The sequence below is a fragment of the Enterobacter sp. PP-008-ECC_S150 genome, from assembly GCF_045257065.1.
Lineage (GTDB): Bacteria > Pseudomonadota > Gammaproteobacteria > Enterobacterales > Enterobacteriaceae > Enterobacter > Enterobacter chengduensis.
In genome coordinates this window covers 75122-96485 of the sequence record NZ_JBJHHG010000012.1, presented here as the reverse complement: position 1 = coordinate 96485, position 21364 = coordinate 75122, and the positions used below count along the sequence as shown (strand labels likewise).

Genomic DNA, 21364 nt, shown 5'->3' with positions numbered 1-21364 from the left:
AGCACTCCATGGCATCGTTAATTCAGGTTCGTGACCTGCTGGCCCTACAGGGGCGGATGGAGGCGAAACAGCTGAGCCTCAGCCTGAATACGCCGCAGCCGATGATCGATGCCATGCTGGAAAGACTGGAGGCCATGGGGAAAGCCGTGCGGATTCAGGAAGAGGCGGACGGCTGTCTCTCCGGCAGCTGTAAAAGCTGTCCGGAAGGCAAGGCCTGCCTCAGAGAGTGGTGGGCACTGCGTTAATAAAGCCAGGCAGCGATGCCTGGCTTTATCGTATTACTTGTAGACGTCCGCCGTTGCGCGTACGTTTTTGGTATATTTCTCGGCGCTGGTGATAACGTAATATTTCCCACCCAGCTCATCCGCTTTTTTAGACAATTCACGTTTCGCATCCATTGGAGCCGTGGTGTCTGACGTCGTAATTTCACCGACTTTAGTCAGTTTCATGCTGGCAACTTTATCTTTTTCCAGCTCTTTTGCCGCAAAGACGCCAAAGGACAGTGACCCAATAACCAGAGAAGTGACGATACCTGTAACAAGTTTCATAGCCTGACTCTCCATAGGATTGTTGTTTTGATTATCGTAGGCAGAACAACCGCAACGACATCTGGAGTATGGTTGCGGTGTGTTACTTTTTCCAGGCTGGATAGAAAATAATCAGTCTAAACGTTGACTTAACGCAACGAGCGCTGAACAAAACTCCGGCGGATGAGAGATAAACGGGGCATGCGCGGCTTTGGCAATGACCTGCGATTCGCTGTCCGGCCAGAGCGCATCCAGAAGCGGTACCACTTTGCGCGGCACCAGGCCGTCAAGATAGCCATAAATACGCAGATGCGGCATCGTCAGCGCGGCCAGCGGCTCGCGCAGGTCGACCGTTTTCAGGATCTCAAGCCCGCCGTTGAGTACCCCAACGTCCGGCATCGGCAAAGAGAGCACCACCTGCTTCAGCGCTCTGGCATCCTGTCGCGCGGTTTCCGTCCCCATCGTCTGCAGCGCGAGGAACCGCTCTACGGTGCGCTGGAAATCGTCGCTCAGCTGCTGCTGGAAGCCCGCCAGCACGTCAGGCTTAATACCGGGCCACGCTTCCTGCGCGCTAAAGCAGGGCGACGACGCCACCGTCACCAGCGCCTTTACGCGTTCGGGCCAGGAAAGCGCAATCTGGCTTGCCACCAGCCCGCCGAGACTCCAGCCCAGCCAGATGGCATGTTGTGGCGCCGCGTCAACCACCTCCTTCGCCATCTCTTCGAGCGTCATCGCACCATAGCCGTGGCTACGGCCATACCCCGGTAGATCAACCAGATGCAATGTAAATTGCGAGGCAAGTTCCTCGCTTATGCAATGCCACACTTCCGCATTCAGGCCCCATCCGTGCAGCAGCACAAGATGGCAATTTCCTGTCCCGACGGTCTGCCACCACAGCGTATTCATCCGTTACTGTTCTCTTTTTTGACATGGAGGTTGAACATGCTAACAGTGCCCGGCTTGTGCTGGCTATGCAAAATGCCGCTTGCCCTCAGCGCCTGGGGCATCTGCTCCGTCTGCACGCGCTCGCTGCAATGGCGAATCGGAACCTGCCCGCAATGTGGTTTACCGGCCACTAATCCCTCGCTGCCCTGCGGCCGTTGCCTGAAAAAATCCCCGCCGTGGCAAGCGCTGGTGGCGGTGGATGATTATATTCCGCCGCTGAGCGGGCTGGTTCACGCGCTGAAGTTTTCCGGGCAGAGCGCGCTGGCGCAGCCCCTTGCCCGCCTGCTGTTGCTGGCGATTTTGCAGGCACGACGTCACCGGGCGCTGGCGAAAGTCGACATGGTGGTGAATGTCCCCTTATACCGACGTCGGCACTGGCGGCGCGGCTATAACCAGAGTGACCTGATCTGCCGCCCCCTCGCCCGGTGGCTCGGCTGCCGGTACGAGGCCGGTGCGCTAACACGTGTACATGCCACCGCCATCCAGCATCAGCTCAGCGCCCGGCAGCGCAAAAGAAACCTCAAGAATGCCTTTCGCCTTGAATTGCCGGTCGACGGTCTCCATATCGCGATTGTGGATGATGTCGTCACCACGGGCAGTACCGTTGCTGAACTTTCCCGACTGCTTTTGCGAAGCGGCGCCGCGTCGGTTCAGGTATGGTGTCTGTGCCGTACCTTGTAGCCCTTCTTCAATGGGCGTATGATTATACCCAGGTAATTTAGTCAACTATTAGGCCAAAGCTATGATCCGTATTTCCGATTCTGCACAAGCGCACTTTGCCAAACTGCTGGCAAATCAGGAAGAAGGGACGCAGATCCGCGTGTTTGTGATCAATCCAGGCACGCCGAATGCAGAATGTGGTGTTTCTTATTGTCCTCCGGACGCCGTGGAAGCCACCGACACTGCCCTTAAGTTTGAACAGCTCACCGCCTACGTTGATGAGCTGAGCGCACCGTATCTTGAAGATGCGGAGATCGACTTCGTCACCGATCAGCTGGGCTCTCAGCTGACCCTGAAAGCACCGAACGCGAAGATGCGTAAAGTGTCTGACGATGCCCCGCTGATGGAGCGCGTCGAGTATCTGCTGCAATCCCAGATCAACCCACAGCTGGCGGGCCACGGCGGTCGTGTTTCCCTGATGGAAATCACGGAAGACGGCCTGGCGATCCTGCAGTTTGGCGGCGGCTGTAACGGCTGTTCAATGGTGGATGTGACCCTGAAAGAAGGGATCGAGAAGCAGCTGCTGAACGAGTTCCCGGAACTGAAAGGCGTGCGCGATCTGACCGAACACCAGCGCGGCGAGCACTCTTACTACTAAGCCGTCTGCCTTTGCCCGGTGGCGCTGCGCTTACCGGGCCTACAAAACACGAATCGTAGGCCGGGTAAGGCGAAGCCGCCACCCGGCTTTTGTTTTCCCCCCGCTCCTCCTCTATATGTTGACCTGCGTCTCATAATTCACATTTTGCCTTCCAGGGTGATTCTCAATCACGCCATGTTACCCGTATCATTCACATGGGCACTAAGCACACTCATAACAGCCGACTAAACTTTATGGTCTGCAAGGCATCAGTATTAGTGCCGTTACTTCTCTGTTCCCAGTTGGGACAATCGGAACGTGTCGTTGAAAAAATGACGTTACCCATAACAATTCAAAGGCCAGGTAAATCATGCCATTAGTCATCGTCGCTATCGGTGTTGTGTTATTACTGCTCTTGATGATCCGTTTCAAAATGAACGGGTTTATCGCTCTGGTTCTGGTGGCACTTGCAGTCGGTCTGATGCAGGGCATGCCGCTGGTAAAAGTTATCAGCTCCATTAAAGCCGGCGTCGGCGGCACGCTCGGCAGCCTGGCGCTGATCATGGGCTTCGGCGCCATGCTCGGCAAAATGCTGGCGGACTGCGGTGGCGCCCAGCGTATCGCCACCACGCTTATCGACAAATTTGGCAAGAAGAACATTCAGTGGGCAGTGGTGTTAACCGGCTTTACCGTCGGCTTCGCGCTGTTCTATGAAGTGGGCTTCGTGCTGATGCTGCCGCTGGTGTTCACCATCGCGGCTGCGGCGAGCATCCCGCTGCTGTATGTTGGCGTACCAATGGCTGCGGCGCTGTCCGTGACCCACGGCTTCCTGCCGCCGCACCCGGGCCCAACGGCTATCGCGACCATCTTCCACGCGGACATGGGTAAAACCCTGCTGTTCGGTACGATTCTGGCGATCCCGACGGTGATTCTGGCAGGCCCGGTGTATGCCCGCTTCCTGAAAGGCATTGATAAGCCCATCCCAGAAGGTCTCTACAGCGCCAAAACCTTCACCGAAGAAGAGATGCCTGGCTTTGGCGTCAGCGTCTGGACCTCTCTGGTACCGGTGATCCTGATGGCGATGCGCGCCGTGGCGGAGATGGTTCTGCCGAAAGGCCATGCGTTCCTGTCCGTCGCGGAATTCCTCGGTGACCCGGTGATGGCAACGCTGATTGCGGTGCTGATCGCGATGTTCACCTTCGGCCTTAACCGCGGCCGTTCAATGGATCAGATTAACGACACGCTGACCTCTTCCATCAAAATCATTGCCATGATGCTCCTGATCATCGGCGGCGGCGGCGCGTTCAAGCAGGTGCTGGTTGACAGCGGCGTGGACAAATACATCGCGGCCATGATGCATGAAACCAACGTGTCACCGCTCCTGATGGCCTGGTCTATCGCCGCGGTTCTGCGTATTGCGCTGGGTTCTGCAACCGTTGCGGCGATCACCGCAGGCGGTATTGTTGCCCCGCTGATTGCCACCACGGGCGTGAGCCCTGAGCTGATGGTTATCGCCGTCGGTTCCGGTAGCGTGATTTTCTCTCACGTTAACGACCCGGGCTTCTGGCTGTTCAAGGAGTACTTCAACCTGACGATCGGTGAAACCATCAAGTCCTGGTCCGCGCTGGAAACCATTATTTCGGTGTGCGGTCTGGTCGGGGTGCTGCTGTTGAATATGGTGGTTTGATGTCATAAGTCGGGTGGCGGCTTCGCCTTACCCGACCTACATGAGCACTACCGGATAATAAAAAACCCGCCACTGGCGGGTTTTTTATCACTTCTTACCGGCTGCTTTTCGCCGCTTGTCCAAATCCCTAATCAGCCTGTTCACCCCGTCATCGGCAAACATCTTCTCAAGCGTGGTGGACAATTTGCGACGCCAGTTCTTGTACTGATAGCTGGTCCCCGGGATGTTCACCGGCTCCGCCATATCAATCCAGTCTTCCGGCTGCAGGCCCAGCAGGGCGCTGTTGCTGTCGGCAATATAGCGCTGCAAGCCCCGATTGAGGGTGGCGGTCATCGACATCAATGACGCCTTATGCCCGGCACGTTTCGGCAGACAGCCCTGCTTGTGCAGCGCATCCAGCAGCCCCTGTTTGGAGAGCTCGCGATCCTGATACAGCCCGCGCAGCACCTCTTCATCAGGATAGAGGCCCAGCGTTTTACCGAGCGTCAGATCGCCGCTTTCCCAATAGCCACGAAGCGTAGGAAGGTCATGCGTCGTCGCGACTGCCATTGACTGTTCAGGGTACGCTTGCGGCGCGCGGAAGGTTTTCTCATGGTCGTTTTCAAAATAGAGCACTTTATAGGAGTAGACGCCGCTGTCGCGGAGCTTGCTGACAATTTCCACCGGCACGGTCCCGAGATCTTCACCGATCACCATGCACTGATGCCGCTTGCTTTCCAGGGCTAGGATCGACAGCAGATCGTCAACCGGATACTGCACGTACGCCCCATGATCCGCCGTTTCACCGTACGGGATCCACCACAGGCGCAGCACGGACATCACGTGGTCGATACGCAGCGCGCCGCAGTTCTGCATGTTCGCACGGAGCAGGTCGATAAACGGCTCGTAGGCGCGCGCCGCCATGACGTGCGGATCCATCGGGGGCAGTCCCCAGTTCTGGCCCAGCGGGCCCAGGATATCCGGCGGCGCCCCCACGGAGGCCTTCAGGCAGTAAAGCTCTCGGTCGCACCAGGTTTCCGCGCCGCCTTCCGCTACGCCCACGGCCAGGTCACGGTACAGGCCGATCGGCATCTTATAGCCCTGGCTTACCAGCCAGCAGGCGGCAAACTGGCTGTACGCCAGCCACTGCAGCCACAGGTAGAAGTCCACTTCGTCGGCATGTTTTTCACAAAACGCTTTCACTTCAGGCGTATCGACGGATTGATACGCTTCAGGCCAGACCGGCCAGCCCCAGCGCATTTCGTCCTCTTTCACCTGATACGCGTGCAGCGCATCGAACGCCGCCTGCCAGTAGAGGCTTTCCCCCTCCTGCATGACAAACTGGCGGAACGCGGCCATCTGGTCGTCATCGCGCTGCGAAAAGCCTTTCCACGCCAGACGCAGCGCGGCCATTTTCAGCGCCGTGACGGTGGAATAGTCTACCCAGTCGGCGTCGCGCGCCTGCTTCAGCGCCTGCTGGGTGGTGCTGAGCGTCCACCAGGCCTGCGCCTCTTTGCTGTTTTTGAAATCATCTAACGCGTTAACGTCGATATAAATGACGTTCAGCCAGCGGCGGGAGGACGGACTGTACGGGCTGGCGCTTTCCGGGTTCGCCGGATAGAGCGCGTGGATCGGGTTGAGGCCGATAAACGCGCCGCCGCGCTCGCCCACGGAGACCAGCATGTTCTTCAGATCGCCAAAGTCGCCGATACCCCAGTTGCTGTCGGAGCGCAGCGTGTAGAGCTGCACGCAGGCGCCCCACAGCTTTTTGCCTTCCAGCAGCGCCTGCGGCTCGTAGCAGCGTTTTGGCGCGACGATAACCCGACAGTGAAAACGCTCTTCGCCCTGGGTGAGCGTCAGGCTGTGATAGCCCTCCGGCAGCTTCGCCGGAAGGGTAAACGTTTTGCCGCCGGTGGCGTGACCTTTGTGCTGATGCCCCTCTTCGGTGGTGAGCAGCCAGCTAAACTCGCCGCGCCCCTCCACCGCGAGCGCCATCTTTTTGCCTGCGGTGAACACCTTCACGTTCGGCACCGGTAGCGCCGGCGCTTTCGCGTCGGTTTTGTGCATAGCGTCCAGCAAACGTCTTTTGGTGTCGGCGCCAATAGACTGTGGTTTGCCGTGAGCGTTAATGTAACTGAGGCTGATCCCCGCCGCCTGCGCGGCACTGTCCAGACGTTTACTCTCCATCGCGCTTCCTTAGCGTTTTGCCTGCCAGATACGAGCCTGATAATCACGGATTGAGCGGTCAGAGCTGAACATACCGCAGCGGGCGGTGTTCAGGATGCACGCCCGGGTCCACGCTTCCTGGTCGCGATACAGTACGTCGACCTGCTTTTGCGCTTCCACGTAGGCCGTGAAGTCTGCCATCACCAGATACGGGTCACCGCCGTGCTTGTCCATGCTGTGCAGCATCTGGTCAAACGCGTGCTTGTCGCCGTCGCTGTATTTACCGCTCTCCAGCTCTTTCAGTACGGCATCCAGCACTTTGTCTTTCTTACGCCATTTCACCGGGTCATAGCCTTTGGCCTTGATGGCTTTCACCTCTTCCACGGTATGGCCGAAGATAAAGATATTCTCTTCGCCGACCTTCTCGGCGATTTCGACGTTGGCCCCGTCGAGCGTGCCGACGGTCAGCGCGCCGTTCAGCGCCAGCTTCATGTTGCCGGTGCCGGACGCTTCTTTTCCGGCAGTCGAGATCTGCTCGGAGATGTCCGCCGCCGGGATCAGCATTTCAGCCGCCGAAACGCAGTAATCCGGCAGGAACACCACCTTCAGCTTGTCGCCCACTTTTGGATCGCTGTTGATCGCCGCCGCCACTTTATTAATGGCGAGGATGATGTTTTTCGCCAGGTAGTAGCCCGGCGCCGCTTTCGCACCGAACAGGAACACGCGCGGCACGCGGTCGGCCTGCGGGTTCTCGCGGATCTCTTTGTACAGCGCCAGAATGTGCAGCAGGTTCAGGTGCTGACGTTTGTACTCGTGCAGGCGTTTAATCTGGATATCGAAAATCGCATTCGGGCTGATCTCAATCCCGGTGCGTGCCTTCACGAACGCCGCCAGGCGAACCTTGTTCTCCAGCTTGATGGCACGGTACTGCTCGCGGAACTTCGCGTCGTCGGCGTATTTTTCCAGATTGATGAGCTGGTCCAGATCGTTGGCCCACTCTTTCTTCAGGGTCTTATCCAGCAGGCCGGCCAGCAGCGGGTTGCACTGCTTGATCCAGCGACGCGGCGTGATGCCGTTGGTCACGTTGTGGAATTTGGTCGGCCACAGCTGGTGATATTCCGGGAAGAGATCTTTGACGACCAGATCCGAGTGCAGCGCCGCCACGCCGTTTACCGCGAAGCCGCTCACCACGCACATGTTCGCCATGCGCACCTGCTTATCGTGCACCACCGCCAGCTTCGCCCAGACCGCCTTGTTGCCCGGCCAGGTTTTATCCACCTGCTTTTTAAACTTGTCGTTAATCTTGTTGATGATCTGCATGTGGCGCGGCAGCAGCGCTTTCACCAGCTTCTCGTCCCAGCACTCGAGCGCTTCTGGCATCAGGGTATGGTTGGTGTAGGCAAAGGTACGGCTGGTGATGGCCCAGGCGTCGTCCCAGGCCAGCTGATGTTCGTCGATCAGCACGCGCAGCAGTTCCGGGATGGCGATGGTCGGGTGCGTGTCGTTGAGCTGAATCACCTCGAAGTCCGGCAGCTGCGCCAGCTTGCGCCCCGCCAGGTGATGGCGACGCAGAATGTCCGCTACGGAGCAGGCGCACTGGAAGTACTGCTGCATCAGGCGCAGCTTTTTACCGGCCAGGTGGTTGTCGTTCGGGTAGAGGACTTTGGTCAGCTTCTCGGCGTCGATGCCCTGCTGCTCGGCGCGCAGGAAATCGCCGTCGTTGAATTTGGTCAGGTTAAACGGATGCGCGTGCTTCGCCTGCCACAGACGCAGCGGCTGCGCCACGCCGTTACGGTAGCCGAGCACCGGCAGATCCCAGGCTTCGCCGGTAAGGGTGAACGCCGGTTCCCAGAGACCTTGTTTCGTCACTTTCCCGCCAATGCCCACCTGCACGTCAAGCTGCGCGTTGTGGCGGAACCACGGATAGGTATTACGATGCCAGTCGTCCGGCGCTTCCATCTGATGGCCGTCAGCGAAGGACTGGCGGAACAGGCCGTACTGGTAGTTCAGACCGTAGCCGATCGCCGACTGGCCGACGGTCGCCATGGAGTCCAGGAAGCAGGCCGCCAGACGTCCCAGGCCGCCGTTGCCCAGCGCCGGGTCAATCTCTTCTTCCAGCAGGTCGGTCAGGTTAACGTCGTGTTCTTTCAGGACCTCACCGACCTCCTGATACCAGCCAAGGTTCAACAGGTTGTTACCCGTCAGACGGCCAATCAGGAATTCCATTGAGATGTAGTTCACATGGCGCTGGCCTTTTACCGGCTTTGCCAGAGGTTGAGCATCCAGCTGTTCTGCGAGCGCACCGCTCACTGCCTGCCACCACTGGTGAGGCGTCATTTCGTTTGCAGCATGAAGGCCAAAACGCTGCCACTGACGCGTCAGGGCAGCCTGGAATTGAGCTTTGTTGAAGGTAGGCTGTGACATAGGGGATCGGCATCCTTTAGAAAGAAAACACAAGTTGGCGCTAGTGTGCCAGGCTCATTTCCCCTCTTCCTCCTCCCGTGGGGGATTAGACAGGGAGGAGTAGCGGGGATGAGCATAAAAGTGTGATCGAGGCCACTCTCAGAGCATAGCTGGAGTGTGCCCGGAAGAGAAAAAAGTAACCGGGGAGAATGTCAAAGAAATGAAATGCGGTTTCGTGTGAAATTAAACCCCGCTGAAATAATTACTTACGTAGAATAATATTTCTGCAATCGGGTCATCGCTAAGACGATTATTCATTTCTCTTAACGTTACCAGGAGTATATTAAATTTGACGTCACTATCCCTTTCTGAAACCAGTTTCAGCGCAGCCGCAGCACAGCCATACAAGCCAGCATTGACGCGGCATCGCAGACCTTTTCGGAAAGTTCCATCCTCTGTCTGAATGTTTTGTGACAGAGTGCAAATTCACAGCCACCAAATCCAGACATAACTTGCAATAGATAACGTATTGGCCGAACTTATATCCATTAATTACGAAGCGCAAAAAAAATAAAATTTCTCGTTCCCCACAGTGAAGTGAAACCTATGTTGATTCCGTCTAAATTAAGTCGCCCGGTTCGCCTTGACCATACCGTGGTCCGCGAGCGTCTGTTGGCTAAACTTTCCGGCGCGCATAATTTCCGACTGGCGCTGGTTACGAGCCCGGCAGGCTATGGAAAAACAACGCTCATTTCACAGTGGGCTGCGGGTAAGAGCGACCTTGGCTGGTACTCCCTTGATGAAGGTGATAACCAGCAGGAGCGTTTTGCCAGCTATCTGATTGCCGCCATACAGCAAGCCACCCATGGACACTGCGTCGCCAGTGAGGTGATGGTGCAAAAGCGCCAGTATGCCAGCCTGTCCTCCCTTTTCTCTCAGCTGTTTATCGAACTGGCCGAATGGCATCGCCCGCTGTACGTGGTGATTGATGATTACCATCTCATCACGAACCCGGTGATCCATGAATCGATGCGTTTCTTCCTGCGCCATCAGCCGGAAAACCTGACGCTGGTGGTGCTGTCGCGCAACCTGCCGCAGCTGGGTATTGCCAACCTGCGCGTACGCGATCAGCTTCTGGAAATCGGCAGCCAGCAGCTGGCCTTTACCCATCAGGAAGCAAAACAGTTCTTCGACTGCCGCCTGAACTCGCCCATTGAAGCCGCCGAAAGCAGCCGTCTGTGTGACGACGTTGCCGGCTGGGCCACCGCGCTGCAGCTCATCGCCCTTTCTGCCCGGCAAAACAACAGTCCGGCGCATCAGTCGGCGCGGCGTCTGGCAGGCATCAACGCCAGCCACCTTTCTGACTACCTGGTGGATGAGGTGCTCGACAGCGTCGATCCCTCAACGCGTAATTTCCTGCTGAAAAGCTCCCTGCTGCGCTCCATGAACGACGCGCTTATCGTGCGGGTGACGGGCTGTGAAAACGGCCAGCTGCAGCTGGAAGAGATTGAACGTCAGGGCCTGTTCCTGACGCGCATGGACGATCCGGGCGAATGGTTTAGCTATCATCCGCTGTTTGGCAGCTTCCTGCGCCAGCGCTGTCAGTGGGAGCTGGCGGTTGAACTGCCGGAGATCCACCGTGCCGCCGCCGAAAGCTGGATGGCACAGGGCTTCCCGAGCGAGGCCATCCACCACGCGCTGGCCGCCGGTGATGCCAGCATGCTGCGTGATATCCTCCTCAACCATGCGTGGGGCCTGTTTAACCACAGCGAGCTGACCCTGCTGGAAGAGTCCCTCAAAGCCCTGCCGTGGGAAAGCCTGCTGGAGAACCCGCGTCTGGTGCTGCTGCAGGCCTGGCTGATGCAGAGCCAGCATCGCTACAGCGAAGTGAACACCCTGCTGGCGCGCGCCGAGCAGGAGATGGAAAGCGAGATGGATACCACCCTGCACGGCGAGTTCAACGCCCTGCGTGCTCAGGTAGCCATTAACGATGGCGACCCGGACGAAGCCGAACGGCTGGCGATGGTCGCCCTGGATGAACTGCCGCTGGCCAACTTCTACAGCCGCATCGTGGCAACCTCCGTGCACGGCGAAGTGCTGCACTGCAAAGGCGACCTCACGCGTTCGCTTTCACTGATGCAGCAAACCGAACAGATGGCGCGTCGTCATGATGTCTGGCATTACGCGCTGTGGAGCCTGATCCAGCAGAGCGAGATTTTATTCGCACAGGGGTTCCTGCAGGCCGCCTGGGAAAACCAGGAGAAAGCGTTCCAGCTGATTCGTGAACAGCATCTGGAACAGCTGCCGATGCACGAGTTCCTGTTGCGTATTCGCGCTCAGCTGCTGTGGGCGTGGTCGCGTCTGGATGAAGCAGAAAGCTGCGCCCGCCAGGGTGTGAATGTTCTTTCCAGCTTCCAGCCTCAGCAGCAGCTGCAGTGTCTGGCGCTGCTGGTACAGTGCTCGCTGGCGCGGGGCGATCTCGATAACGCCCGCAACCATCTTAACCGCCTGGAAAACCTGCTCGGCAACGGTCAGTATCATAGCGACTGGGTGTCGAACGCCGATAAGGTCCGGGTGATTTACTGGCAGATGACCGGCGATAAAAAATCCGCCGCCAACTGGCTGCGTCAAACCCCAAAACCGGAATTTGCGAACAACCACTTCCTGCAAAGCCAATGGCGCAACATTGCCCGCGCGCAGATCCTGCTCGGCGAACTCGAGCCCGCGGAGATTGTGCTGGAAGAGCTGAACGAGAACGCGCGCAGCCTGCGCCTGATGAGCGACCTGAACCGCAACCTGCTGCTGCTGAACCAGCTTTACTGGCAGGCGGGTCGTAAAAACGATGCCCAGCGCGTGCTGCTGGAAGCGCTGCAGCTGGCGAACCGCACCGGGTTTATCAGCCACTTTGTGATTGAGGGTGAAGTGATGGCGCAGCAGCTGCGCCAGCTTATTCAGCTCAACACGCTGCCGGAGCTGGATCAGCATCGCGCCCAGCGCATCCTGCGCGAGATTAACCAGCACCATCGGCACAAGTTCGCGCATTTTGATGAGAATTTTGTTGAACGTCTGCTAAACCACCCCGAAGTGCCGGAGCTTATCCGTACCAGCCCGCTCACCCAGCGCGAATGGCAGGTGCTGGGGCTGATCTATTCAGGCTACAGCAACGAGCAGATTGCCGGCGAGCTGGCGGTGGCGGCGACCACCATCAAAACGCACATCCGCAACCTGTACCAGAAGCTGGGCGTGGCGCATCGTCAGGATGCGGTGCAGCATGCCCAGCAGCTGTTGAAGATGATGGGGTATGGAGTGTAATTCATTGCCCGGCGGCGCTACGCTTGCACGGGCCTACGGGGTTTGTAGGTCGGGTAAGCGCAGCGCCACCCGACACAACCGCTAGCACAATTCCAGCTGCAGATTATTATCCTTAATCACCTGCATCACGCCCGCCGGCGGCATCACGTCGGTATAGACCGCATCCACCATGCTGATGCTGCCCATGTTCACCATCGCGTTACGGCCAAACTTGGAATGGTCCACCACCAGCATCACGTGGCGTGAGTTTTCAATGATCGCGCGCTTGGTGCGCACCTCGTGGTAATCGAACTCCAGCAGCGAGCCGTCGCTGTCGATGCCGCTGATCCCCAGAATGCCGAAGTCGAGGCGGAACTGAGAGATAAAATCGAGGGTCGCTTCGCCGATAATCCCGCCGTCGCGGCTGCGCAGCTCGCCGCCCGCGAGGATGATGCGGAAATCGTCTTTTTGCATCAGGGTGTTGGCGACGTTCAGGTTGTTGGTCACCACGCGCAGGTTCTCGTGATCCAGCAGGGCATGGGCGACCGCTTCCGGCGTGGTGCCGATATCAATAAACAGCGTCGCCCCGTTGGGGATCTGGCTTGCCACTTTACGGGCAATGCGCTCTTTCTCCGCCGTCTGCGTGGCTTTACGGTCGTGCCAGGAAGTATTGACCGAGCTGGACGGCAGCGCCGCCCCGCCGTGGTGGCGGAGAATACGGTTCTGATCGGCCAGGTCGTTCAGGTCACGACGGATGGTTTGCGGGCTGACGGCAAACTGCTCTACCAGCTCTTCGGTGCTGACGTATCCCTGTTTTTTGACCAGTTCGATAATGGCGTCATGACGTTGTGTTTGTTTCATCAATTATCCCTGAGAATTATGTTCGTTTTCGCGCATGGAGCGTGTCGGCAAACGCCATCGCCAGCCCCACGGCCAGCCCGGCGACGTGCGCACCGTTGGCGATAGACATACCAAACAGATCAAACCATCCGGCAATTAGCCATATTAACGCAAAGGTTATTAATCCGCGTTGCAGATAGATGCCGCTTTCCGGATCGCGCTCCCCGCGAAGCCAGACGTAGCCCATCAGGGCATATACGACGCCCGACAGCCCGCCGAACCACGGCCCGCTGAACTTGTGCTGTACGTAGCCGCTCAGCAGGGCGCTGATAATTGTGATAACGATCAGCTTGCCGCTGCCCAGACGCTTTTCAACGGCACCGCCGAGATACCACCACCACAGCAGGTTAAAGAGGATATGCATCACCGAGAAGTGCATCAGCGCGTGGGTAAAGTAGCGCCAGACGTCAAACTCAAGAGACGGGTCATAGGGCCAGGCCAGGGCAATCATCACGCTCTGGTCGCCCACCACGTTCATGATAATGAAGACGATAATGCAGGCCGCCATCAGCAGCAGCGTGAACGGGCCCGCGCGTTCGCGAATGGTGGCAAGGAAGGGAAAGCGGCTGTAGTGCAGCCCGCTGCCGGTCTGGCCAGACTGCCAGCTTGCCGCGAGATAGCGCGGGTCACCGGGATTTTCAAGAAAACGCGCCAGCTCCTCGTTTACCCGCGCGGCCTGGCTCTCATCGGCCAGCCAGACGTCGGTCTGCGTATGTTGCTGAATAGTCAGAATAATGCCCTGCGTCGCCATATAGTCGACAAACGCCTGGGCGACGCGCGGGTTGGTAAAAGAGGTGATCATCAACATGGGCAGCGGTCGCTTATTTCCACACAAAAGGGGACAGTATAGCGGGATTAGCGCTCAAACGCGTATTCCACTTCCGCCGGGAAATGACGATGCCAGGCATCGAAACCGCCGTCGACGCTATAAACCGCGTCATAACCCTGCTGAAGCAGGTACTGCGCCGCGCCTTTGCTGCTGTTGCCGTGATAGCACATGACCATCACCGGCGTGTCGAAGTCGTTATCGCGCATAAACGCGCCCAGCGTGTCGTTGGTGAGATGAAACGCGCCCGGGGTATGGCCCATCGCAAAACTCTGCGGATCGCGGATGTCCACCAGCACCGCTTTTCCCTGGTGCATCTTCTGGTGGGCTTCTTCTACGTTAATACATTCAAACTGATCCATGGTGTTCTCTTAACAGTGGTCAACGACAAGATTTTACCCCGTAGTGTACGTCCTGGCGGCGGGTAAACGCCATTATGTTATCCATATCACTCTAAATTGTTTTTTTGATGTTACCAAAAGCGCGTTCCTTTGCTATTATGAGCGATATCGAACATTTCTGAGCTTTAACGAAAGTGCATGAGGGTGTTATGGAAACCAAAGATCTGATTGTGATAGGCGGTGGCATCAACGGTGCCGGTATTGCGGTCGATGCCGCAGGACGCGGTTTATCCGTACTGATGCTGGAAGCTAACGATCTCGCCTGCGCGACGTCGTCCGCCAGCTCCAAACTGATTCACGGTGGCCTGCGCTACCTGGAACACTACGAATTCCGCCTGGTTAGCGAAGCGCTGGCCGAACGTGAAGTGCTGCTCAAAATGGCCCCGCATCTGGCGATTCCGATGCGCTTCCGCCTGCCCCACCGCCCGCACCTGCGTCCGGCATGGATGATCCGAATTGGTCTGTTTATGTACGATCATCTGGGTAAACGCACCAGCCTCCCGGGTTCGAAAGGGTTGCGTTTTGGCTCAGAATCGGTCCTTAAGCCTGAAATCGTGCGCGGTTTCGAATATTCCGACTGCTGGGTAGACGATGCGCGCCTGGTGCTGGCGAATGCGCAGATGGTAGAGAAGAAAGGTGGCGAGGTGAAAACCCGCACCCGCGCGACCGCTGCCCGTCGTGAAAACGGCCTGTGGATTGTGGAAGCGGAAGATATCGATACCGGCGAGAAATTCAGCTGGAAAGCGCGCGGCCTGGTGAACGCCACCGGTCCGTGGGTGAAGCAGTTCTTCGACGACGGCATGCATCTGCCTTCGCCGTACGGCATCCGCCTGATCAAAGGCAGCCACATTGTGGTACCGCGCGTGCATACCCAGAAGCAGGCCTACATTCTGCAGAACGAAGACAAGCGCATCGTGTTTGTGATCCCGTGGATGGACGAATTCTCGATCATCGGCACCACCGACGTGGAGTACAAAGGCGATCCGAAGAACGTCGAGATTGACGAGAGCGAAGTGAACTACCTGCTCAAAGTGTATAACGCGCACTTTAAGAAACAGCTGTCGCGCGACGACGTGGTCTGGACTTACTCCGGCGTGCGTCCGCTGTGCGATGACGAATCTGACTCTCCGCAGGCGATTACCCGCGACTATACGCTCGATATTCACGACGTTGACGGCCAGGCGCCGCTGCTTTCCGTATTTGGCGGCAAGCTCACCACCTACCGCAAGCTGGCCGAGCACGCGCTGGAAAAACTGGCGCCTTACTACAAAGGCATTGGCCCGGCATGGACCAAGGGCGCGGTGCTGCCCGGCGGTGATATCGGCGATAACCGCGACGATTACGCCGCGAAGCTGCGCCGTCGCTTCCCGTTCATCACCGAAGGCATGGCGCGCCACTACGCCCGCACCTACGGCAGCAATACCGAGCTGTTCCTGGGTGAGGCGAAGGACATTGCGGATCTGGGCGAGCATTTCGGCCACGAGCTGTACGAAGCCGAGCTGCGCTATCTGGTTGAGCACGAGTGGGTGCGTCGTCTGGATGATGCTATCTGGCGCCGAACCAAAGAAGGGATGTGGCTCAACGCCGAACAGCAGTCTCGCGTGGCGCAGTGGCTGCTGCAAAATGCGGGAAAGCGTGAGCTGTCGTTGGCGTCGTAGTTGGAAAAAAAGCCGGGTGGCGGCTCCGCCTTACCCGGCCTACTCGATCCCGTAGGCCCGGTAAGCGCAGCGCCACCGGGCTCTGTTTTTACAACCGCACCGGATCAATATGCCAGATCGTCTCGGCATACTCCTTAATGGTCCTGTCTGACGAGAAATAGCCCATATTGGCGATGTTGTACATCGCGGCGCTGGTCCACTTCTCCTGCTGGCGATACAGCTCGTCCACCTTGTCCTGACAGTCCACGTAGCTGCGGTAATCCGCCAGCACCTGGTAGTGATCGCCAAAGTTAATCAGCGAATCGACCAGATCGCGATAGCGGCTCGGTTCATCAGGGCTAAACACGCCGGTCGCGATCTGGGTCAGCACCTGGCGCAACTCTTCATCCTCTTCGTAATACTGACGCGGCGAGTAGCCTTTCCTGCGCAGCGCCTCCACCTCTTCCGTCGTATTACCGAAGATAAAGATATTTTCTTCGCCCACGTGCTCCAGCATCTCGACGTTCGCCCCGTCCAGCGTGCCGATGGTCAGCGCGCCGTTAAGGGCAAACTTCATGTTACTGGTGCCGGACGCTTCCGTCCCCGCCGTGGAAATCTGCTCAGAGAGATCCGCCGCCGGGATGATCAGCTGCGCCAGGCTTACGCTGTAGTTCGGAATGAAGACCACCTTCAGCTTGTCGCCAATGTCCGGATCCTGGTTGACCACCTTCGCCACGTCGTTGATGAGATGAATGATGTGCTTCGCCATGTAGTAGGCGGACGCCGCCTTACCGGCGAAGATCTTCACGCGCGGCACCCATTCGGCCGTCGGATCGGCCTTGATGCGGTTGTAATGGGTGATCACGTGCAGCACGTTCATCAGCTGACGCTTGTATTCGTGGATGCGTTTGATCTGCACGTCGAACAGCGCTTTCGGGTTTGCCACCACGTTGAGGTGCATCGCCAGCCAGACCGCCAGACGCTTTTTGTTCAGCAGCTTGGCTTCGCGCACGGCCTTGTTCACCGTCGGGAAATCAATGTGCTGTTCCAGCTCGCTCAGCTGGCTCAAATCGGTACGCCAGGTGCGGCCAATGTTCTCGTCCAGCACCTCGGAGAGCGGCTGGTTGGCCAGCGCCAGCCAGCGGCGCGGGGTGACGCCGTTGGTCACGTTGCAGAAACGCGTCGGGAAGATCTTCGCGAAGTCCGCAAACAGCGACTGCACCATCAGGTTTGAGTGGAGCCCGGATACGCCGTTGACCTTGTGGCTGATGACAACCGCCAGCCAGGCCATGCGCACGCGGCGGCCGTTCGATTCATCAATGATCGACGCGCGGCTCAGCAGGCCGGTATCGTTCGGATACTGCTCCTGCAGCGTCTTGAGGAAGTAGTCGTTAATCTCAAAGATAATCTGCAGATGGCGCGGCAGGATTTTGCCGAGCATGTCCACCGGCCACGTCTCCAGCGCTTCGCTCATCAGCGTGTGGTTGGTGTAAGAGAACACCTGGCAGGTCACCTCAAAGGCGTCGTCCCAGCTGAACTTATGCTCGTCGATCAGCAGGCGCATCAGCTCGGGAATAGAGAGCACCGGATGGGTGTCGTTAAGGTGGATCGCGGTTTTCTCCGCCAGGTTGGCGTAGGTTTTGTGCAGCTGGTGGTGGCGGCTGAGGATGTCCTGAATCGTCGCCGAAACGAGGAAATACTCCTGACGCAGGCGCAGCTCGCGGCCGGAGTAGGTCGAGTCGTCCGGATACAGCACGCGGGAGACGTTCTCGGAGTGGTTTTTATCTTCCACTGCCGCAAAGTAGTCCCCCTGGTTGAATTTACCGAGGTTGATTTCGCTACTCGCCTGGGCGCTCCACAGGCGCAGCGTGTTGGTGGCATCGGTGTCGTAGCCGGGGATGATCTGGTCGTAGGCCACGGCCAGGATCTCTTCCGTTTCCACCCAGCGGGATTTTTTTCCTTCCTGCTGAATACGTCCGCCAAAGCGCACCTTGTAGCGCGTGTTGTGGCGCTTGAACTCCCACGGGTTGCCGTACTCCAGCCAGTAGTCCGGGGACTCTTTCTGTCGCCCGTCGACAATGTTCTGCTTGAACATGCCGTAGTCGTAGCGAATGCCGTAGCCGCGGCCCGGCAGCGCCAGCGTCGCCAGCGAGTCGAGGAAGCAGGCGGCAAGACGTCCCAGGCCGCCGTTGCCGAGGCCCGGGTCGTTCTCTTCGTCAATCAGCTCTTCTAAATCCAGCCCCATCTCTTCCAGGGCGGTTTTGACGTCGTCGTAAATGCCGAGCGACAGCAGCGCGTTGGAGAGCGTGCGGCCAATCAAAAATTCCATCGACAGGTAGTAAACCTGACGCGTTTCCTGCGAGAGCTGGGCGCGGTTTGAGCGCAGCCAGCGTTCAACTAAACGGTCGCGCACCGCAAACAGGGTGGCGTTCAGCCACTCGTGCTTGTTGGCGATGACCGGATCTTTCCCGATGGTGAACATCAGCTTGTAGGCGATGGAGTGCTTTAACGCCTCAACGCTGAGCGTGGGTGAAGAGTAGCTAAATGGAGCGTTCATATCAGTAACTTCGCCTCGTTACATCAAGCGTTGATAGAGATCGCGGTACGACTGCGCCGCGACGTGCCAGCTAAAGTCCATGGACATCGCCTGACGCTGAACGTAACGCCAGAGCGATGGGCGGGACCACAAGACGAAAGCACGCCGAATCGCCCGAAGCAGCGACCAGGCATTACTGTCCTCAAAGACAAACCCGCTGGCGATACCGTCCGCCAGGTTTTCCAGAGAGCTATCGGATACGGTATCCGCCAGCCCGCCCGTGCGGCGCACCAGCGGCAGCGTGCCGTATTTCAGGCCGTAAAGCTGCGTCAGGCCGCAGGGTTCGAAGCGGCTGGGCACCAGGATAACGTCCGCGCCGCCCATGATGCGGTGCGAGAACGCCTCGTGGTAGCCAATCTGCACGCCCACCTGCCCCGGGTGTTCCGCCGCTGCAGCGAGGAAACCTTCCTGCAGCACCGGGTCGCCCGCGCCGAGCAGCGCCAGCTGGCCGCCCTGCTCCAGCAAACCGGGCAGCGCCTCCAGCACCAGATCCAGCCCTTTCTGGCTGGTCAGTCGGCTGACCACCGCAAACAGCGGCACTTTGTCGTTGACCTTCAGTCCCATCGCAATCTGCAGCTGGCGTTTGTTTTCCGCCTTGTCTTCCACGGAATCACGGCCATAGCGCGCCGCCAGCAGGAGATCCGTTTCCGGGCTCCAGATCTTTTCATCTACGCCGTTCAGAATGCCCGACAGGCGGCCTTCGCGATGGCGCTGCTGCAGCAACCCTTCCATGCCGTAGCCAAACGCCGGCTGGGTGATCTCACGCGCGTAGGTTGGGCTTACGGCAGTAATGTGATCGGCGTAATAGAGCCCGGCTTTCAGGAACGAGATCTGCCCGTTGAACTCCAGCCCGTGCATGTTATAGAACGACCATGGCAGATCGATGTCATTCATATGGTGCGCGTAGTACATCCCCTGGTACGCCAGGTTATGCACGGTGAAGACCGATTTGGCCGGGTGGCCGCGCGCGGCGAGATACGCCGGGGCAAGCCCGGCGTGCCAGTCGTGCGCGTGCACCACGTTCGGGCGCCAGAACGGATCCAGCCCCGTCGCCATTTCAGCGCCGACCCAGCCGAGCAGCGCAAAGCGCAGCACGTTATCGGTGTAGGCGAACAGGTTCGTATCGTGATACGGGCTGCCCGGTCGGTCGTACAGGTGCGGCGCGTCGATCAGGTAAATCCCTACGCCATTGTAGTGTCCAAACAGCAGGGTAATGCGTCCGGCAAACGTTTCACGGCGGGTCACAACCTTTGCATCAGGTATGCCGCGCCGGATATCCGGAAAGGCGGGCAGCAGGACTCGGGTATCCACGCCTCCGGCGATTTGCGCTGCCGGTAATGCACCCAGAACATCTGCCAGACCGCCCGTTTTTAACAACGGGAACATCTCAGAACATACGTGTAAAACCTGCATCATCGCTCCTGTTTGATCTGCAGCTTCCGCAACATTTCCCGTGTAACTAACACGATCCCCTCTTCCGAACGGTAGAAACGACGCGCGTCTTCTTCCGCGTTTTCACCGATGACCATCCCTTCAGGGATGACGCAGGCGCGGTCGATCACGCAACGACGCAGACGACACGAGCGCCCTACCCAGACATCCGGCAATAAGACTGCCGAATCGATATTACAGAATGAATTTATCCGCACGCGCGGGAACAGCACGGACTGCACCACCACCGAACCGGAGATAATGCACCCGCCGGACACCAGCGAGTTCAGCGTCATGCCGTGGCTGCCGGAGCGGTCCTGCACGAACTTGGCCGGTGGCAGGGACTCCATATGGGTTCGAATCGGCCAGTTCTGGTCGTACATATCCAGCTCAGGCGTGACCGACGCCAGGTCGAGGTTCGCTTTCCAGTACGCTTCCAGCGTGCCCACGTCGCGCCAGTAAGGCTCCGCGTTCGGGTCGGACTGCACGCAGGAGAGCGGGAAAGGATGTGCATACGCCATGCCAGCTTTCGTGATTTTCGGAATGATGTCTTTACCGAAGTCGTGGCTGGAGTTTTCGTCTTTGTCGTCTTCTTCCAGCAGCTCATAAAGATAATCTGCATCAAAGACATAGATCCCCATGCTGGCGAGCGATTTGGTGTCATCGCCCGGCATGGTTGGCGGGTTCGCCGGTTTTTCAACGAAGTCGATAATTTTGTCGTCAGCATCCACATGCATCACGCCAAACGCCGTCGCCTCGGCAACGGGCACCGGCAGACACGCCACGGTGCAGCGCGCCCCTTTTTCGACGTGGTCGATCAGCATGTGGGAGTAATCTTGCTTGTAGATGTGGTCCCCGGCGAGGATGACGATGTATTCCGCGCTATAGCGACGAATGATGTCGAGGTTCTGCGTCACCGCATCCGCCGTCCCGCGGTACCAGTTCTCGCCGTGAACGCGCTGCTGGGCAGGCAGGAGATCGACAAACTCGTTCATCTCCTCGCTGAAGAATGACCAGCCGCGCTGAATATGCTGAACCAGCGTGTGCGACTGATACTGCGTAATGACGCCAATGCGGCGAATGCCCGAGTTCAGGCAGTTGGAGAGGGCAAAATCGATGATGCGGAACTTACCACCAAAGTGAACAGCCGGTTTAGCGCGCTTGATGGTCAAATCTTTCAGACGGGTACCGCGCCCGCCCGCAAGTATCAGGGCAACCGTTTTTAAGGGTAGCTGGCGTGCCAACATTAAGGGATCGTTCTTCTCTAATCTAACCATG

At 58.2% G+C, this 21364-nt stretch carries 16 protein-coding genes; 6 read left to right on the top strand and 10 right to left on the bottom strand.

The window, feature by feature from the left end; all coding sequences use genetic code 11:
• Positions 1-8: 8 nt before the first annotated feature.
• A complete protein-coding gene (gene feoC / locus ACJBF3_RS14525) occupies positions 9-245 on the top strand; it encodes a [Fe-S]-dependent transcriptional repressor FeoC (protein ID WP_045330451.1) in 237 nt (78 codons plus the stop codon).
• A 33-nt stretch (positions 246-278) separates the two neighbouring features.
• Here the strand turns inward: feoC and ACJBF3_RS14520 are convergent, their stop codons facing one another.
• Both ACJBF3_RS14520 and bioH read right to left on the bottom strand, forming a co-directional pair.
• Positions 279-548, bottom strand: a complete 270-nt coding sequence (locus ACJBF3_RS14520; RefSeq protein WP_045330447.1) for a DUF1471 domain-containing protein — start codon at positions 546-548, stop codon at positions 279-281.
• Between the two features lie 111 nt (positions 549-659).
• Entirely contained in the window at positions 660-1433 is a 774-nt protein-coding gene (gene bioH, locus ACJBF3_RS14515; protein WP_045330446.1) for a pimeloyl-ACP methyl ester esterase BioH, read from the bottom strand.
• Between the two features lie 36 nt (positions 1434-1469).
• Between bioH and gntX the strand changes: the two genes are divergently transcribed.
• The 3 genes from gntX to gntT all read left to right on the top strand — a co-directional run bounded on the left by gntX (position 1470) and on the right by gntT (position 4456).
• Positions 1470-2153, top strand: a complete 684-nt coding sequence (gene gntX, locus ACJBF3_RS14510; RefSeq protein WP_045330444.1) for a DNA utilization protein GntX — start codon at positions 1470-1472, stop codon at positions 2151-2153.
• Positions 2154-2214: 61 nt separating this feature from the next.
• A complete protein-coding gene (nfuA, locus tag ACJBF3_RS14505) occupies positions 2215-2790 on the top strand; it encodes a Fe-S biogenesis protein NfuA (protein WP_003861601.1) in 576 nt (191 codons plus the stop codon).
• A 349-nt stretch (positions 2791-3139) separates the two neighbouring features.
• Positions 3140-4456: a gluconate transporter gene (gene gntT / locus ACJBF3_RS14500; protein ID WP_013099097.1), complete on the top strand. Its 1317-nt coding sequence runs from the start codon at positions 3140-3142 to the stop codon at positions 4454-4456.
• Between the two features lie 87 nt (positions 4457-4543).
• On the opposite strand, the gene malQ is transcribed toward gntT, so the two are convergent.
• Together malQ and malP are read right to left on the bottom strand one after the other, a co-directional pair.
• The gene (gene malQ, locus ACJBF3_RS14495; RefSeq protein WP_045327135.1) at positions 4544-6622 is read right to left on the bottom strand and encodes a 4-alpha-glucanotransferase; all 2079 of its coding nucleotides are present in this window, start codon (positions 6620-6622) and stop codon (positions 4544-4546) included.
• Between the two features lie 9 nt (positions 6623-6631).
• The gene (gene malP, locus ACJBF3_RS14490; protein WP_045327136.1) at positions 6632-9025 is read right to left on the bottom strand and encodes a maltodextrin phosphorylase; all 2394 of its coding nucleotides are present in this window, start codon (positions 9023-9025) and stop codon (positions 6632-6634) included.
• A 585-nt stretch (positions 9026-9610) separates the two neighbouring features.
• Here malP and malT point away from each other — a divergent pair.
• The gene (gene malT, locus ACJBF3_RS14485) at positions 9611-12316 is read left to right on the top strand and encodes an HTH-type transcriptional regulator MalT (RefSeq protein WP_045327138.1); all 2706 of its coding nucleotides are present in this window, start codon (positions 9611-9613) and stop codon (positions 12314-12316) included.
• An 81-nt stretch (positions 12317-12397) separates the two neighbouring features.
• Here malT and ACJBF3_RS14480 read toward each other — a convergent pair whose 3' ends face one another.
• From ACJBF3_RS14480 to glpE, 3 genes are read right to left on the bottom strand one after another with little or no spacing between them, the layout of a single operon-like run.
• Positions 12398-13156, bottom strand: coding sequence for a DeoR/GlpR family transcriptional regulator (locus tag ACJBF3_RS14480; protein ID WP_008503060.1), 759 nt, complete (start codon positions 13154-13156; stop codon positions 12398-12400).
• A 16-nt stretch (positions 13157-13172) separates the two neighbouring features.
• Entirely contained in the window at positions 13173-14003 is an 831-nt protein-coding gene (glpG, locus tag ACJBF3_RS14475; RefSeq protein ID WP_045327140.1) for a rhomboid family intramembrane serine protease GlpG, read from the bottom strand.
• 47 nt (positions 14004-14050) lie between these two features.
• A complete protein-coding gene (glpE, locus tag ACJBF3_RS14470; protein WP_008503062.1) occupies positions 14051-14383 on the bottom strand; it encodes a thiosulfate sulfurtransferase GlpE in 333 nt (110 codons plus the stop codon).
• Positions 14384-14571: 188 nt separating this feature from the next.
• Between glpE and glpD the strand changes: the two genes are divergently transcribed.
• Positions 14572-16080 (top strand): glycerol-3-phosphate dehydrogenase, encoded by a 1509-nt coding sequence (gene glpD / locus ACJBF3_RS14465; RefSeq protein ID WP_045327142.1) that lies wholly within the window; start codon positions 14572-14574, stop codon positions 16078-16080.
• A gap of 88 nt (positions 16081-16168) precedes the next feature.
• Here glpD and glgP read toward each other — a convergent pair whose 3' ends face one another.
• Genes glgP through glgC form a run of 3 tightly spaced genes read right to left on the bottom strand, consistent with a single transcriptional unit; the run spans position 16169 to position 21363 of the window.
• Positions 16169-18616, bottom strand: a complete 2448-nt coding sequence (gene glgP / locus ACJBF3_RS14460; RefSeq protein WP_045327143.1) for a glycogen phosphorylase — start codon at positions 18614-18616, stop codon at positions 16169-16171.
• 18 nt (positions 18617-18634) lie between these two features.
• Positions 18635-20068, bottom strand: a complete 1434-nt coding sequence (glgA, locus tag ACJBF3_RS14455; protein ID WP_045327145.1) for a glycogen synthase GlgA — start codon at positions 20066-20068, stop codon at positions 18635-18637.
• A complete protein-coding gene (gene glgC / locus ACJBF3_RS14450) occupies positions 20068-21363 on the bottom strand; it encodes a glucose-1-phosphate adenylyltransferase (protein ID WP_023333724.1) in 1296 nt (431 codons plus the stop codon). The genes glgA and glgC overlap by 1 nt, the downstream gene beginning before the upstream one ends.
• Position 21364: the final 1 nt, after the last annotated feature.

What these genes read in the sequence shown, in the direction of transcription:
- malT (WP_045327138.1), top strand. Translation starts at nt 9,611, where the DNA reads ATGTTGATTCCGTCTAAATTAAGTCGCCCGGTTCGCCTTGACCATACC.
- malQ (WP_045327135.1), bottom strand. Translation starts at nt 6,622, where the DNA reads ATGGAGAGTAAACGTCTGGACAGTGCCGCGCAGGCGGCGGGGATCAGC.
- glpE (WP_008503062.1), bottom strand. Translation starts at nt 14,383, where the DNA reads ATGGATCAGTTTGAATGTATTAACGTAGAAGAAGCCCACCAGAAGATG.
- glgA (WP_045327145.1), bottom strand. Translation starts at nt 20,068, where the DNA reads ATGCAGGTTTTACACGTATGTTCTGAGATGTTCCCGTTGTTAAAAACG.
- glgC (WP_023333724.1), bottom strand. Translation starts at nt 21,363, where the DNA reads ATGGTTAGATTAGAGAAGAACGATCCCTTAATGTTGGCACGCCAGCTA.
- nfuA (WP_003861601.1), top strand. Translation starts at nt 2,215, where the DNA reads ATGATCCGTATTTCCGATTCTGCACAAGCGCACTTTGCCAAACTGCTG.
- ACJBF3_RS14520 (WP_045330447.1), bottom strand. Translation starts at nt 548, where the DNA reads ATGAAACTTGTTACAGGTATCGTCACTTCTCTGGTTATTGGGTCACTG.
- glpG (WP_045327140.1), bottom strand. Translation starts at nt 14,003, where the DNA reads ATGTTGATGATCACCTCTTTTACCAACCCGCGCGTCGCCCAGGCGTTT.
- ACJBF3_RS14480 (WP_008503060.1), bottom strand. Translation starts at nt 13,156, where the DNA reads ATGAAACAAACACAACGTCATGACGCCATTATCGAACTGGTCAAAAAA.
- feoC (WP_045330451.1), top strand. Translation starts at nt 9, where the DNA reads ATGGCATCGTTAATTCAGGTTCGTGACCTGCTGGCCCTACAGGGGCGG.
- gntX (WP_045330444.1), top strand. Translation starts at nt 1,470, where the DNA reads ATGCTAACAGTGCCCGGCTTGTGCTGGCTATGCAAAATGCCGCTTGCC.
- glpD (WP_045327142.1), top strand. Translation starts at nt 14,572, where the DNA reads ATGGAAACCAAAGATCTGATTGTGATAGGCGGTGGCATCAACGGTGCC.
- glgP (WP_045327143.1), bottom strand. Translation starts at nt 18,616, where the DNA reads ATGAACGCTCCATTTAGCTACTCTTCACCCACGCTCAGCGTTGAGGCG.
- gntT (WP_013099097.1), top strand. Translation starts at nt 3,140, where the DNA reads ATGCCATTAGTCATCGTCGCTATCGGTGTTGTGTTATTACTGCTCTTG.
- malP (WP_045327136.1), bottom strand. Translation starts at nt 9,025, where the DNA reads ATGTCACAGCCTACCTTCAACAAAGCTCAATTCCAGGCTGCCCTGACG.
- bioH (WP_045330446.1), bottom strand. Translation starts at nt 1,433, where the DNA reads ATGAATACGCTGTGGTGGCAGACCGTCGGGACAGGAAATTGCCATCTT.